This window comes from Streptomyces sp. NPDC039736 (assembly GCF_055596485.1).
This window is the reverse complement of sequence record NZ_JBVIUQ010000003.1, coordinates 155,146-169,333: the sequence shown is the minus strand read 5'-3', so window position 1 is coordinate 169,333 and position 14,188 is coordinate 155,146. Positions and strand designations below refer to the sequence as shown.

At 70.2% G+C, this 14,188-nt stretch carries 13 protein-coding genes; 2 read left to right on the top strand and 11 right to left on the bottom strand.

The annotated features are described in order from the left end of the window. Nucleotides 1–99 precede the first annotated feature (99 nt). Nucleotides 100–432 carry a hypothetical protein gene (locus ACZ56L_RS10215; RefSeq protein ID WP_471063050.1) on the bottom strand — a complete coding sequence of 111 codons (333 nt, stop codon included), beginning with the start codon at nt 430–432 and terminating at the stop codon, nt 100–102. A gap of 361 nt (nt 433–793) precedes the next feature. Then, complete coding sequence (locus ACZ56L_RS10210; RefSeq protein WP_345219294.1) at nt 794–1,216, bottom strand: VOC family protein; 423 nt, start codon at nt 1,214–1,216, stop codon at nt 794–796. 158 nt (nt 1,217–1,374) lie between these two features. On the opposite strand from ACZ56L_RS10210, the gene ACZ56L_RS10205 reads away from it, so the two are divergent. Then, a complete protein-coding gene (locus ACZ56L_RS10205; RefSeq protein WP_471063047.1) occupies nt 1,375–2,358 on the top strand; it encodes a helix-turn-helix transcriptional regulator in 984 nt (327 codons plus the stop codon). A gap of 402 nt (nt 2,359–2,760) precedes the next feature. On the opposite strand, the gene ACZ56L_RS10200 is transcribed toward ACZ56L_RS10205, so the two are convergent. The 4 genes from ACZ56L_RS10200 to ACZ56L_RS10185 form a co-directional block, all read right to left on the bottom strand. Continuing rightward, complete coding sequence (locus ACZ56L_RS10200; protein ID WP_471063045.1) at nt 2,761–4,128, bottom strand: cytochrome P450; 1,368 nt, start codon at nt 4,126–4,128, stop codon at nt 2,761–2,763. Nucleotides 4,129–4,212: 84 nt separating this feature from the next. Then, nucleotides 4,213–5,325, bottom strand: coding sequence for a terpene synthase family protein (locus ACZ56L_RS10195; RefSeq protein ID WP_345219298.1), 1,113 nt, complete (start codon nt 5,323–5,325; stop codon nt 4,213–4,215). 197 nt (nt 5,326–5,522) lie between these two features. After that, nucleotides 5,523–5,681, bottom strand: a complete 159-nt coding sequence (locus ACZ56L_RS10190; protein ID WP_345219299.1) for a hypothetical protein — start codon at nt 5,679–5,681, stop codon at nt 5,523–5,525. 754 nt (nt 5,682–6,435) lie between these two features. Further along, nucleotides 6,436–6,834, bottom strand: coding sequence for a winged helix-turn-helix transcriptional regulator (locus ACZ56L_RS10185; RefSeq protein ID WP_471063043.1), 399 nt, complete (start codon nt 6,832–6,834; stop codon nt 6,436–6,438). Nucleotides 6,835–6,908: 74 nt separating this feature from the next. Between ACZ56L_RS10185 and ACZ56L_RS10180 the strand changes: the two genes are divergently transcribed. Then, nucleotides 6,909–7,601, top strand: a complete 693-nt coding sequence (locus ACZ56L_RS10180) for an NADPH-dependent F420 reductase (RefSeq protein WP_471063042.1) — start codon at nt 6,909–6,911, stop codon at nt 7,599–7,601. A 94-nt stretch (nt 7,602–7,695) separates the two neighbouring features. Here the strand turns inward: ACZ56L_RS10180 and ACZ56L_RS10175 are convergent, their stop codons facing one another. The 5 genes from ACZ56L_RS10175 to ACZ56L_RS10155 form a co-directional block, all read right to left on the bottom strand. Next, a complete protein-coding gene (locus ACZ56L_RS10175; protein WP_471063041.1) occupies nt 7,696–9,318 on the bottom strand; it encodes an amidase family protein in 1,623 nt (540 codons plus the stop codon). 657 nt (nt 9,319–9,975) lie between these two features. Then, on the bottom strand, nt 9,976–10,794 hold the full coding sequence (locus ACZ56L_RS10170; RefSeq protein ID WP_471063040.1) for a hypothetical protein: 819 nt from the start codon (nt 10,792–10,794) through the stop codon (nt 9,976–9,978). A gap of 20 nt (nt 10,795–10,814) precedes the next feature. Then, on the bottom strand, nt 10,815–11,096 hold the full coding sequence (locus ACZ56L_RS10165) for an acyl carrier protein (protein WP_468685359.1): 282 nt from the start codon (nt 11,094–11,096) through the stop codon (nt 10,815–10,817). A gap of 33 nt (nt 11,097–11,129) precedes the next feature. Beyond that, on the bottom strand, nt 11,130–12,851 hold the full coding sequence (locus ACZ56L_RS10160) for a fatty acyl-AMP ligase (protein WP_471063037.1): 1,722 nt from the start codon (nt 12,849–12,851) through the stop codon (nt 11,130–11,132). A gap of 114 nt (nt 12,852–12,965) precedes the next feature. Beyond that, the gene (locus ACZ56L_RS10155; protein ID WP_345219305.1) at nt 12,966–13,760 is read right to left on the bottom strand and encodes a hypothetical protein; all 795 of its coding nucleotides are present in this window, start codon (nt 13,758–13,760) and stop codon (nt 12,966–12,968) included. Nucleotides 13,761–14,188 lie beyond the last annotated feature (428 nt).

The following is a 14,188-nucleotide window of genomic DNA, read 5'->3' as shown; positions in this document are numbered from 1 at the left end:
CGCAACGCGGTGCCGAGGCGGTCCGGGGTCCAGGCCCGGGGCTGCTGTGCGGTGATGTCGGCGGGGCCGAAACGGCTGGCTGCCTTCAGGGAGGGCGTATCAGTGGAAGACGACGCTGCTCAGCAGCCGGACCACGTGCGTCCGGTCCGGCTCGGCCGGCTCACAACGACGCCGGATCGCCCCCGTCATCTGTGGGTGCCGGGTGCCGGGTGCCGGCCGTGGTGGTCTGCGGGTTGAGCCGGAAGCGCGCTGCTTCGTAGCGGCCGGGATGCGCGCCCTGGCGCAGTCCCGGTAGGTGTTCGCGCCGGTACGTCGAAACGCCGGCCGAGGGCGGACCTTGGCCACCTGGCCGAACCAGGCTTCATCGGCGAGTTCCGCGTCGGCGAGCGTCAGCAGCCTCGGGCTCAGTCCTGCCCGCACCACGGCCATCACCTTCTCTCAACATCCTATGGCCATCATGCCCCTACCTACGCCCTTTAGGCAAAACATGCAGCGCTTCAGGTTCTGCTGCACGCTGCTGGAGAAGGTGAGCGTGACGGCAGCGGCGACACCACACGGGTACTCAAGAGGACGTCGTGAGCGGTGGCACGGAGCGGTGCCACTCTCCTCGTAGCGGCGGAAGCGCGGCACTGACGACATCGAACGCCACCCCTGCGGATACCGCCGGGCCCCCCTACTTCCGCATCCGTACGGTGCCCCGCTTCCCTTTACTGCCGTATGCCTGCGCCGTCCGGGCCGCCCGTACAGCTCTGGCGGCCCGGACGGCGCAGGCGTGTCACGTCGGTCGGTTGCTTCAGCCGTTGTACGGAGCGGTGACGTCCAGGACCCAGGTGATGCCGAAGCGGTCGGTGAGCATGCCGTACAGCGGCGCCCACTGCGCGGCCTCCAGCGGACGCACGACGGTCGAGCCCACGGCGAGCCTGCCCCATAGGGCGCTGATCTCCTCGGCGTCGTCGCCGCGCACGGAGACGAAGAACGGGTTCTCGCCCTGGTTCCAGGGCAGTCGTGAGGGGACGTCGTAGGCCATGATGTGGAAGCCGTCGTCGCCCGTCACCTCGCCCCACATCATCCAGTCCGCCTCGCTCTCGTCCTGCACGGCGCCCGCGTCCTTGTAGGTGACCGCGACGACACGTCCGCCGAAGACGGACCGGTAGAAGTCCAGCGCCTCACGCGCGGTGCCCCGGAAGTTCAGGTGGGTGGTGGTCGTGACGGGCATGACCTGCTCCTTGCTCGATGTGGTGGCTGCACCGCCGGTCGCCTCAGCGCCCACGGCGGCTGCCGTGACCAGGGGCGATGCCCCCCGAACGGCTCGTAGGCCACGATGGCAGGGGTAGAGGACAGGAGGTGTCCGGTACTCCGGGGAGTATGGGTGCCATGCACAAGACATCCGCCCGGCTGCTCGCGTTGCTCTCGCTCCTGCAGACGCCCCGTGACTGGTCGGGCGACGATCTCGCCGAGCGTCTCGGCATCACGTCCCGCACCGTGCGCCGTGACATCGACCGCCTGCGCGAACTCGACTATCCGATCAAGACGCTCAAAGGACCGGCAGGCGGCTACCGCCTGGAGGCCGGCACCCGCCTGCCGCCCATGCTGTTCGACGACGGCCAGGCCGTCGCGCTGGCCGTCGCACTGCAGACGGCGGCAGCCGGCACCACCGTCGCCGAGGACGCCGGCCGCGCGCTGGCCACCCTCCGCCAGGTCATGCCGCCCCGCCTGCGCCACCGCATCGACCTGTTGCACCTCACCGCCGTCCAACCGCCCGCGACGGCCGGCGACGCCCACCCGGTCGACGCCCAGATCCTGACGGACCTGAGCCGCGCCCTCCACGCGCGCGAGGAACTGCGCTTCGACTACGCCCCGGGGCCGGGCGCCTCGGCCGGCGACGTACGCCGTGCGCAGCCCCACCACCTGGTCACCTGGCGCCATCGCTGGTACCTCGTGGCCTGGGACCTCCACCGCGAGGACTGGCGCACCTTCCGCGTCGACCGCATCCGGCCCCGCACGCCCACCGGCCCGCGCTTCACCCCGCGTGACCTCCCCGGGGGCAGCGTCTCCGCCTTCATCACCAGCCGGTTCCGCGGCAACGACGGCACCACCACCGACTGGCCCTGCCGGGGCGAAGTCGTCCTCCGCCTCCCGGCCGCCGAGGTCGCGCCCTTCGCCCAGGACGGAATCGTCGAAGAACTCGGCCCCCGTCACTGCCGGCTCCTCCTCGGCTCCTGGTCATGGACCGGACTCGCCGCCGCCATCGGCCGCTTCGACACCGATATCGAAGTCATCGGCCCGCCCCAACTGTCCACCGCGTTCGGTGAATTGGCTGACCGCTACGCGCGCGCCGCCCGCACCGCGAGCCCATAGACCGGCCCGGCCCGTCTGCTGTCCGGCCGAAGGGCGGGCAGGCGCGTGCCGGCGGCGGTGAGGCTTGGGCTGCTCGACGACGTGTGCCGTGTCCTCAGTGGCCGCCCCCCGGTCGTCGGGGCCGCCGACATGCACGTGGCCGCGCTCGGCGCGCAGATCCGCTCCCTGGAGATGGGCCGGGCCGTGCTGTCCACCGTGGCGAATGAGGTCCGATCGTTGAGGAGACGGCGATGACGAACCGGTTGCCGCGGCTCTCAGCCGCCTGGGCGGTGTATTCAAATGATCTTGAGTGGTGAGTCATGGCCGGGTGATACGTCGTCCTCGCTGGTCAGGTGCGGCTTGTGCGAGGGCCGGGCGGCCCGGCGCCGGGCGTCTCTGCGGAGCCGCATCCTTCGTGGAAGATCACACCTGATTCATGGCACTCCCGAAGTCCCCGCGCGGTGTTGTCTGCATCTGTAGATCGCGTGGTGCCAATCCTGCTGCTGGGGCGGGGTGCACTTGCTGACGGCCGGGCAGGTGTTTCAGGCTCCAGCGGGCGGTGATGGTTGCGAGGGCGAGGGTGGCCTCGGTCATGGCGAAGGCGTCGCCGATGCATTTGCGGGCACCGGTGGCGAAGGGGATGAGGGCGTAACGGGGCGGTGGGGGGCGCTCGGGGTCCCAACGGTCGGGGGCAAAGGTTTCCGGGTCGGTGTGGAGATCGGGCCGGCGGTGGATGAGGTAGGGGCTGTAGGCGATGTTGGTGCCAGCGGGTAGTGGGTGTCTGCCCAGGTGAGTGTTTTCGGTGACCGTGCGGGTCACGAACCAGGCCGGGGAGTACAGCCGGAGGGTCTCGGTGATGACGCGCTCGGTCAGTTCGAGGCGGGGTAGATCTGTGTGAGTGGCTGGAGCTCCGTGCAGGACGGTGTCGACCTCGGCATGCAGTCTCTGCTCGATCTCGGGGTGCCGGGCCAGCAGGTCCAGCGCCCAGGCCAGGACACTGGCCGTGGTCTCTGTCCCCGCCACCAAGAAGGCGGCGATCGTGTCGCTGATCTCCGCGTCGCTGAGGCCGCGGTCACCGTCTTCGGGATCGCGGGCCGCCAGCAAGGCCGACAGCAGGTCGCCGTGGTCAGTGTCGTCGGCGCGCCGCTCAGCGATGATCAGTTCACAGGCATGACGCAGGCGAGTGCGCGCGCGCAGGTAGGCGCGGTTGCCGGGAGTGGGGAGCCGGTCCAACGGCGGAAACAAGAACATGCGCTGGAAAACCCCGTGCGTGATGGTCTTGACATCGCTGACGAGTTGGCCGAGCTCGGCTGCGGGGAGTGAGTCGGAGAACAGGGCGGAAGCCGTCACCCGGGAAGTGATCGTCATCATCTCGGTGGGCACGTCCAGAACCTGTCCCGGTGTCCAGGAACTGGTCACCTCCTCTGTGCGGGCAGTCATGGTCCGCGCATAGCCAGGAAGACGGTCGGGATGGAAGGCGGGCTGAGCCAGCCGACGCAGTCGGCGGTGTGCACCGTGTGGACAGCTGGCGAGGCCGTCACCCAGGACTTCCCGGCCGCGGTCCCAGAACGGGCCGCCCTTGTCGAAGACGCGGTCTTCCACCAGGGCCTGACGAGTCAGCCCCGGATCGCAGATCACGACCACCTGCACGGGGCCCATGCGGATGCGGACCAACTCTCCGTGGGCGGGCAGTGACCTCATGAATGCCAAAGGAGCCCGCACCAGCGACCCCAAGTGCCCGATCAGGGGCCACGCGTGGGGAGCGGTGGGGATCGACTGCGGATCTCTCATACCTGACTCTCTGGTGCTTCCCGAATACCGTCCTCAAGACGCCCCTCCGGGTGTCTCGCTCGGTGCCCTCGGACGCCGAGGGGCTCAGCCGGACACGATGGGGGTGGACGCGGCCGGTGGGCGGATCAAACTCGCGTGCTCCGGGAAGCCCCAGCGGGACACGAAGGTCGGATCGTCGCTGGAGTACGCCGCCTCGGGGTTGTACCGGTCCGACACCCGGTGCAGGTAACAGGCCCCGGCAAACAGCGTCTCCACATCTTCCAGGTATCGCATCACACGTCCCTGCGCACGGTCCTCCAGGCCCATCAGTGCCAGCAGCATCGGCACGTCCGCCTTCAACTCGAGATAGCGGTCCAGGAGCCGCCCCGTGCGCCGGTTCAACTCGGCCAACGCCTCCTCCTCGCTCATGCCTTCCCCCTCCAGCAACACCGCCGTGTTGTAGCTCTGGTTCAGCCGCCCCCGGTCCCGGTACCCGGAGTACGCGTCGTTGACCATCGCCATGGCCTCGTGCAGCGCATCGTGCATCTGCCCGAATTCGCGGGTAGCCGAAACCGATTCCGGCAGCTCCCAGCCGTGTTGAAGAGCCAGCAGGTCGTACAGGTGCTGCATGGCTATATCCCGGCGACGGCTGCGCAAGAGCTGCTCGAAGTCCAGTTGCACGCCCCGCGCGTGATCGAGGAACTGCTGATGGAAGCCCGCCAGCATCTCGCGGATCGTCTGGCGCAGGTGCGTCATCCAGGTCGGCGACACCCCGTAGGCCGCCACCCGTTCCATCAGGTCTCCCAGTGCCGCGCAGAAGGGGATGTCCGGGTACGGGTTGCTGCCGGGCTCGGCGCAGGCCACCGCCAGGGCCATGTCCATGATGGCACCGGCAACGTCGGGCCGGGCGCCGTCCGGGTTGTCGAACTGATCATCGAAGACAACCCAGAAGCCGCACCAGTCGGTCAGAAGATCCAGCTCTTTGCGCTCCGCACCGGGGTAGCAGTAGCCCGCCAGTGTGCCCATCCCCCAGCGGTCCAGGCGACTGCGCTCATCGGCGGAGGAGAGCAGGCCCATCTGCGTCATCCACTCCCCATGGTGGCGCGTGGCCTCGTCACGGTAGGGGTTGAGGCGGGCTGTGAAGGGAACTGAGATGATCTCAGGCCGCAAACGCGGGGCGGTGGGCGGCTGGGCTTGCTCCGCAGCGGTGACGTGCATAGACAATTCCCCTTCATGTCCGGGTTGTTGGAAAGTTGCAGTGGTCAAGCGTAGTGGCGGTACCGGTGCCGCCCGGTTCGCTCCAGGTCGCGGCAGAAGCTGCCCGACGTGGCAGCGCATCGCACCTCGTACTGCACCACGTCCATCCGTGGCCTCCCGCTGACTGTCGGCCGCGGTGGCGCACCGATGCCACTGCCCTACTCAGGCGGTGCGTTCGGGTGTTCCGGATTCAGTTCCCGGCAGTCGTGCCCGATGCGCCGGCGGGCCTTCGCCAGGCGGACGAGGTCCTTGGGCGGCAGGTCGGCGGGCAGGTTCGAGATCCAGTACTTCACCGGCTCGCTCTCGCCTCGGGCCACTGGGTGATCAGCCAGACCAACGGAATCGTCCCATCGGGTGAGGGCTTGGGCCGACGCCCGGCGAGCCTTACCCGCAGGAACACGAAGTGCGAACTCATCGCCGTCTTCGAGCCTTTGCGCCGGCTCACGGCCCGGCCGCTGCTGCGGGCCCGCGGTCAGGACGTGCTGAGTCGGCGACAGAGCTCCGGACGAAGTTGGTCGAGTTGACGCGTCGGGGATCGGGTTCCGACGCTCCGGCCGGGCTGATTCAGCACAGCGCTCCGGGGCTGCGCTCGGACTTCCAGCCGAGCGTTCTGGGACTGCTGGAAGACGTCGGATGCAGGTCAGGCTGCAGGCCAGTTCGAGCAAACCCTGGTGGAGCAAACCCTGGTGGAGATCGGCTTTCCTGGACACACGGGCTGATTCATGTCCGAGGCCGATGACTGGGCCTGCGCAGAGGCCATGTCCAGCGAGCAGGAGACCAGCCGGGTCCGGTGCCCCCTCGACCGCGTCACCACCGGCCTCGACCACCCCACCGCCGAGGGCCGGGCCCCGCGGGACCCGTCCGTCGCCCGGCGGAGCGGCCTGTGGTACTGGAACACACGGAACGGACCGGGCACCATGACGCCGCACGGCGCGATCGTCAAGGGGCGCGGCTTCGGCTTCGGCGAGACCATCCGCTCGGTCAACGGCTGCCCTGAGTGCGAAGGACGCGACCCGGCGCAGGTCCAGAGCCGTACCAGCAGCCATCAGAGCTGCATCCAGATCCTGGGCGTCACCCCCCGGGCCCGGCCTGAGTTGGCGGACCGGAAGACTCCGGGCCGTCGGCACACGCTGCGTCCTGAGCCGCGATCACTTCGTCACCGTACTCGAAGGCCCATGCGCCGACGGCGTCGATGGGCCCCAGCAAGGTCCGCCCCAGAGGGGTGAGTTGATACTCGACACGCACCGGCGCGCCCGGGTGTTCCTGCCGGTCGACCAGCCCGTTGAACTGCAGCCGCCGCAACGTCTCGGTGAGGACCTTGGAGCTGATGCCTCCGATCCGCTCCCGGAGTTCGACCGGGCGCTTGGGTCCGTCGCGCAGTGCCCAGAGCACCACGGCGTTCCAGGTGTTGGAGAGCAGGTCGAAGGCGAGGCGGGCGCGGCAGTCGGCGAGGAAGGCATCGGTCGTCACGTACCGAATGGTGCCCGAACCACCTTCTAGCGTCAGTGGGAACGGTCGAAGAAGGCACGGCGAGAGGTTGCGTGATGAGAATCGGTGTACTGGGCACGGGCAACATGGCCGACGCGCTCGCCACCCATTGGGTGCGGGCCGGGCACGAGGTGGTGGTCGCAGGGCGGGACGCGCAGAAGGCAGAGCGGCTCGCGACGCGCATCGGAGGCGGTGCGAAACCCGGGACTCCGCGCGCGGCTGCCGCATACGGACAGGTGGTGCTGGCCGCGCTGCCCTTCGGGGCGGGAGCGGAGGCGGTACGAGGGCTGGGCACGGCCCTGGAGGGCAAGGTGCTGCTCGACTGCTCCAACCCGGTCGGGCCGGGCTTCCGCCTGTTGACGCAAGGAGGCCCCTCGGCCGCGCAGCGACTGGCTGCGGCGGCACCGGGAGCCCATGTGGTCAAGGCGTTCAACCTGTGCCACGAGGACGTGTGGCGCATGCGTCCGCCCGTCTTCGACGGGCGGCCACTGGTCGTCCCGGTCTGCGGAGACGCCGAGTCCGCCCTCGACCGTGTGCATGAGCTGGTACGGGACACGGGCTGCGCCCCCGTGACCGCCGGCGGCCTCGAAGGCGCCGGACTCCTGGAAGCAACCGCCGCGCTCTTCATCGGACTGTGGGTCGGCAAAGGAGCGGACGCCCAGGCCATCGCCCCTCCGCTGGCATACGCGACGGGCCCGGGCCGCCAGGAGGCGGAGGATGGCGCAGGGGCTTCCCGTCAGGGGCTCTGAGCGGCGTCCGGACCGGCTGGTGTTCCGGGGCGTGCCGTCTGCCACGTACCGGCAGCGCCCGGGAACACCAGCCGCGCGCACTCGACCTGTGTGCTCAGCGTCCCGTGCCGCGCAGCTCGTCGGAGGCCGTGGGAGTCGGCAGGGTCGGGAGGTAGCGCGGGGCACGCCACGCCCGCAGATGCTGTTCGACGTGTGCGCCGAGGGACAGCAGCGCCTCGTCCTCGTGCTTCCCGGACATGAGGAGCAGGCCGACGGGCAGTTCGCCCACGGACCCGGCCGGGACCGAGAGGGAGGGGTATCCGGCCACGGCGGCGGGAGTGGAGGAGGGGATCACGTCGTTGTCGCCCCGGGCGCAGTCGGTGGTCCAGGCGGGCGGGTTGGTCGGCGCGGCGATGGCGTCCAAGCGGTGGGCGGCCCTCGTGTCGTCGATCGACCTGCGTGCCAGCCTGGTGAGTTCCGCGCGTGCGGCCCGGTACCGGGGGTCGGTCGTGGGCGGTGCCTTGAGTGCGCTCTCGAACAGCTCCACCCCTGCGAAGCACGTCTGTTCCGCCGGGTCGGCGCGGTGGAACGCGGTGAGCTCGGCGAGGTCCTTCGGGCCGCGCCGGCCGGCGAGGTAGGCGTCGATGTCGCGGTGGAACTCACTGAGCAGCGCGGGGAATTCCAGCTCGGCCAGGCGGTCCTGGTACGGCGGGGTGACCTCGACGACTGTCGCGCCGGCACTCCGCAGCCGCTGCGCCGCCGCCGACATGATCTCGTCCACGTCCTTGCCGAGCGACGGCAGCCGCCACAGGCCGATCCGCCGTCCCCGCATGCCTGTCTGAGTGCTGCCACCGGCGGCCGTGCCGCTCGCCCGCGGGGCGGCGGGGGCCGTGCCCTCGCCTGTGACGTGCCCCTTCCCCCGCAGAGCGGTCAAGGTCAGCGCCACGTCGACGACGTTGCGCGCCATGGGTCCGGCGGTGTCCTGTTCGGCGGAGATCGGTACGACGCCCCGGCCGCTCACTACGCCCAGGGTGGGCTTGAGCCCGACCACTCCGTTCATCCCCGCGGGGCAGACGATGGAGCCGTCCGTCTCGGTGCCGATGGCCACCTGGGCCAGCGATGCCGCCAGCGCGGCCCCGGAGCCTGCCGATGATCCGCAGGGGTTCCGGTCGAGGACGTAGGGGTTGTGGGTCTGCCCGCCGACCGCGGACCAGCCCGACGTGGGCCGTGCGGCACGGAAGTTGGCCCATTCGGACAGGTTCGTCTTGCCGAGGATCACCGCTCCGGCCTCCCGCAGGCGGGTGACCAGGTCGGCGTCCTGGTGCGGGGCGGCCGTGGCGAGAGCGAGGGAACCCGCCGTCGAGAGCAGGCCCTTCGTGTCCACGTTGTCCTTGATCAGTACCGGGATGCCGTCGAGCGGACCGAGGACGGCGCCGCGCCGGTGCCGGGCGTCGCTCCGGGCAGCCTGCTGGAGGGCGGTGCGATCGGTGCGCAGCACGGCGTGGATCTTCGGATCGATCGCCTTGATGCGCTTCAGGTAGGCGCGGGTGAGTCCCGAGGGGGTGAGGGCCCCGCTCGCCATGCGGGCCTGGAGCTGCGGGATCGTCACCGTGTTCAGGTCGATGCCCCGCAGTTCCCCGTCTGCCGCAGAGGCCGGGGAGGCCGCGGGGAGGGCCTCGGAGGCGTGTCCGGGCCCGGCGAGGGATGTCCACCAGGAGGAGACGAGGAGCGCGGACACGACCAGTGTCGCTGCGGTACGTGTGCCGGGCCGAGGCGTGGGGCGTGGGGCGGAGGAGGAGTCCGTGGACTTCCGAACCGTGAGGAGTCTCATGGGCCAAGCCGACTACAGCCGCCCGGTCGCGCACAACAGCCCCGCCGGACACGTGCGTCGGTTCTGCGGGGTACCGCCGTCGAGCGCGTCCCTGCTCGTGGAAGGCGAGGTCGTGCATGTCGGGCAGCGCGCGGACGGCCTCGGTCGTCCGCGCACGCAGCTCGTCCGTGCCCGGCTCGTCGGGGGCCGGTTCCGTGGTCACGTCATTCTTCGTCTGCCGGCGCGGGGAGGGGCGGGTCGGCCTCCGGGAGGGGGCCGGGATGACGGCGGTCGTACGGTACCGAGCTCGACTTCGTCGGCCGCGTACTCCTCCAGGGCGGCGGGGAGTGCGGTGCCGCCGATGCCGAGGGTCCGGCCTCCGCCGTCGTGGGCGACCGGCCCTCGGTGGCCTGGGCGGTCCGCGACGCGGGCCGCCCAGATGTGATCACCGGCGCATTCCGGCCGTCGACGGCGGTGCCGGTCGAGGTCACGAGGCGCGGCGGAGTGGCAACGGTGGCTCCCCGCCCGTGCCCGCATCGGAACACCAGGGTCGGCCACCGTCCCCAGGTCCGGCGCCGGCGCGGCTCAGTTGTCCCACGCGGGACTGGTGTTGGGAGGGTAACGGGAGCTGGAGGCCCCCTCCACCCAGGCGTCCACGTCCTGCCCGTCCCATTCCAGCAGCAGCTCGGCCTGCCGTTTGCACATGCCGTAGTCGAGGCTCCCGAAAAGGCTGCTGACGGTGATCTGCTGGTAGAGGTGCTGGTACCCCTTGCCCGTCTCGTATTCCATCTGCACCGTGGTCCGGAGCAGCCCGAGGCGCAGATCCCCGTCCACCACGGTCAGGACCCCCTGCTGCACGTTGCTGTCCTTCTCCTGCCGCCCCTCGTTCTCGACCGCCAGCTGACCGATCTTCTTGACGGAGTTGATGATGCCGGTGAGCGTGTCCGGCGTCACCAGCCATTCGACCAGGTCTCTCACCACCCAGACGGCTCCCAGCAGGGAGAGGGATGAAATGTACGCGCTGCGGCTGTCGGGGCCCACAACGCGGGTGAGGAACGGCATCTCCTGGAACTGGCACACAAATCGAATCCACGCGACGGGATCGAACACCGTGGACGACGGATCGAAGCCGGCGGACTCCTCGGTCCTGCGCAGGATGGTGGCAGCCACCGACTCCCACGAGCCGAAGTCCGACAGCGGTCCCAGATCGGGCAGCCCGCCGTCGTCCCCGCCGTAGGTGTTGCCCACCCCTGTCTCCTGACCGCCGTAGTCGAACTCGTGGCCGTCGGGACCCAGCAGTTCGAGCTTCGCCAGCACCTCCCGCGAGGGCGCCCGCCCGATCTCCGCCCACCTGGCGATCGTCAACGCTTCCTGCCGCAACTGCCCCTGGTTCGAACCGCTCATGCTCCTCCTCCCTCCAGCGCTCAGGGCCGGTCGGCGTACTGTTCCCGCGACTCGCAGATCAACCGCTCGACGTCTCCCACCGTCCGCGCCCGGGGGACGGCCTCGAAGCCCAGGTTGACCCGGAAGCCCAGCTCGACCGCGCCCAGCAGGCGCAGGAGCTTCATGGAGTCGACCCCGGGCAGCTCCATCACCGCGGTGGTGCTCCGGATCTCCTCGGGACGGTCCGCGCTGCCGAGGTCCAGCTTCTCGCGGATCAGGGCGTACAACTGCTCTCGCTCCAGGGGGGTCAGACGACTGGGCACGGCTGCTCCTCGGGGAAGGTGTGCGGATGGTGTTCAACTCGCGCGGAGCGCCCCGGCGTGGAGAGCTCCGTCGAGGTACTGCTGCCGCGTCCTGCTCCGCTTCACCTTGCCGCTGGAGGTCTTGGGCAGCTCCCCGGGTGCCAGCAGGAGGATCTCCGCCACGGACAGGGACAGCTTCGTCTGGATGCGGACGCGGACCTGCCGGGCCACGGTGGCGGCGTCCCCCTCGCGGAGTTCGGCGACGATCACCACCTCCTCGGTGACCCGGCCCGGCCGGGTGAAGGCCACGACGTTGCCCTTGCGCAGACCGGGCACCTCCGCCGCGGCCCATTCCACCTCCTGGGGGTCGTGGTTGCGCCCGTTGATGATCAGCAGGTCCTTCTTGCGGCTCGTCACGTAGAGGACTCCTTCCGCCAGGTACCCGCAGTCCCCGGTGCGCAGCCCGTGAGCCGTGAAACTCCGCCGGGTCGCCTCCGCGTCACCGTGGTAGCCGGCAGCCACGCTGGGCCCCTGGAAGACCACCTCGCCGACGTGCCGCTCGGGAAGCGGATTCCCCTCTTCGTCCACGACGAGGACGCGGTGGCCCGCGATGGCGCGCCCACAGGGCACGAACGCCGTCTGCGACCGGGGGTCCTCCGCCGCCGAGGACGGCCGCGCGAGGCCGTTCGCGTGGTAGGGCTCCTTCTGGATGACGTCCGGGGCGAAGGGAACTCCGATGTCGCTGAAGGAGATCGCGAGCGTCGCCTCCGCCATGCCGTAACACGGCACCACGGTCCCCGGCCGCAGCCCCGCCGCCGCGAAGTGCGCCGCGAAGGAGCGCAGCGTCTGGGGGTGGTTGGGTTCGGCCCCGCAGCCCACGACCCTCAGGCAGGACAGGTCCAGCCGCTGGAACTCCTCCGCGGAGGTGTGCTTGACGGCCAGCGCCAGGCCGAAGTTGGGTGCGAAGGTCACCGTTGCGCGGTGGCGGCTCACCGTTTCCAGCCACAGCCCCGGGGAGAACGCGAAGCGCAGCGTCGGCAGGAAGGTCACCGGGCAGCGCGCGATGAGCGGCGCCAGCACGCACCCGACCAACCCCATGTCGTGGTGCAGGGGCAACCAGCTCACGCCCCGGTCCCGGCCGCCGTCGAGGCGAAGGGCGCTGATGATGGCCGCGCAGTTGGCGAGCACGTTGGCGTGCGTGACCCGCACCCCCTTGGGGGCCGCGGTGCTCCCCGAGGTGAACTGCAGGAACATCACGTCCTGCGGGTGGATCACCTCGGGCTCGGGCGCACTGCCCGCCAGGGGCCCGGCGAAGAGCTCCTCCGTGACGGTGGCCCGCATGCCCTCGACAGTTCGGAGGAGCGGGGCCGGCAGGCCCGCCAGGCTGCGGGGCACCAGGAGCGTCCGGGCCCCTGCCGCGCGGAGGACGTGGGCGGCGTCCTCGCGGTACGCCTCGAACTCGTTGAAGCCCGTGGGCGGGTACATGGGGACCGGAACGATGCCCACCGAGACCGCGCCCAGGAAGGTGACGACGAACTCCTGCTCGTCGGGGACGATGAGCGCGATGCGTTCTCCCTTGCGCAGTCCGCTGTGGAGCAGCCGGCGTCCCCGGCGCAGAGCCTCCCGCGACAGCTCCGCCCAGCTGACGAAGTGCTCGCCCCCGTGCTGGTGGACGAAGGTGCAGCCACCGTCCGAGTGGCGGAGGTTCTCGGCGATGACCTGGGCGAAGGTCGAGGGCGTCGTTCCCTCGGGGGGCAGCACGTCACTGGCGACCACGGAACCTGCCTGGGGTGAGTGGCTCCGGGGCGCGAACTCCCCCGAGTGGACGGGCCGTCCACCCGAAGGGCTCGCGCCGGGAGGCCGGCGGATCGAAGAAGGGCCCTGACCGTCTCAGTTGTCCCAGGCGGGGCTGTCGTTGGGCTTCTGGGAGGCGCTGGCCGTCTCGTTCGCCCATTCGTCGACGTCCTTGCCGTCCCAAGCGAGCAGCTTGTCGGCGGAGCGCTTGCACTTGTCGAAGTCGAGCACGCCGTAGCCGCGGTAGACCTGGAGGGTCTGGGCCAACTGCTCGTACCCCTTGCCCTTCTTGTGCTCCATCGACACCGTGGTCCGGATGGCTCCGAGGTAGAGCTTGCTGGCGTGGACCGACAGACACCCGATCTGCTGGTTGCTGTTCTTCTGCGTCTGCTTCTGGGTCGACAGCGCCAACTGGCCGACCTTCTTGATGGACTCCACGATGCCCAGGTAGTTCTCGGGCGACATGAAGCTCTTGACCAGGTCGTCCACCGCGTCGATCGCGTTCTTGAGGGAGAGCGAGGAGATGTTCGCCTCGCGGTAGTCGTACGTGTACTGCGTGCACAACGGAATCGTGGCGAACTTCGTGAGGAACGCGTTCCACGCCTTCAGGTCGAAGTTCGTGCCGCCCGGGTCGAACCCGCTGACGCTCTCGGCCTTGTGCACGATCGTGGCGGCGACGGACTCCCACGAGCCGAAGTCCGACAGCGGCCCCAGGTCGGGCAGCCTGCTGCCGTCTCCCACCACGTTGTTGCCCACCCCCTGGTCGTCGCTCCCGGAGTCGAACTGCGAGAGCAGGGACGCGGAAGCGGCGTCCGGCTGGGGGGACGACGTCTCCCACAGCGCGAGCTCCAGGGCCTCTCGGTGCAACCGGGACGTACTGATGTCGGTCATGACTTCTTCTCCCGCCTGAGGGAACGACACATCGGGCGCGGTGGTGAGCCGCGCCGATGAGAGTGGGACGCTCCGGAACAAACGGGAGCCTAACCGCCGTACTCCGGTGCCCCTCCCCTCTCTTCCGGACAAGGGAGCCAGGACGGAAATGGCGCTCTTGTGTCGTTGCGGCGGACACCAACCGGACCTCGGGCCTCCGGCGTGAGCCGGCCCCGGCCCCTTGCCGCGGAGCGCACATGTCACGGGCCTACCCGGCGGGGCGCTCCCCACTGCGGCCCCCGGGCGGGCGAACGCCGGCGTCCGCTGCACGGAATCCGCCAAGAGCGGTCGAGCGGCGACACGAAGGGGCCCTGCACGATGGCCGGAACACGGTGCCGCCTCCGGCGACGGCACGGTTCGTACCGCGTCCGGACCGCCGCCCGCGACGT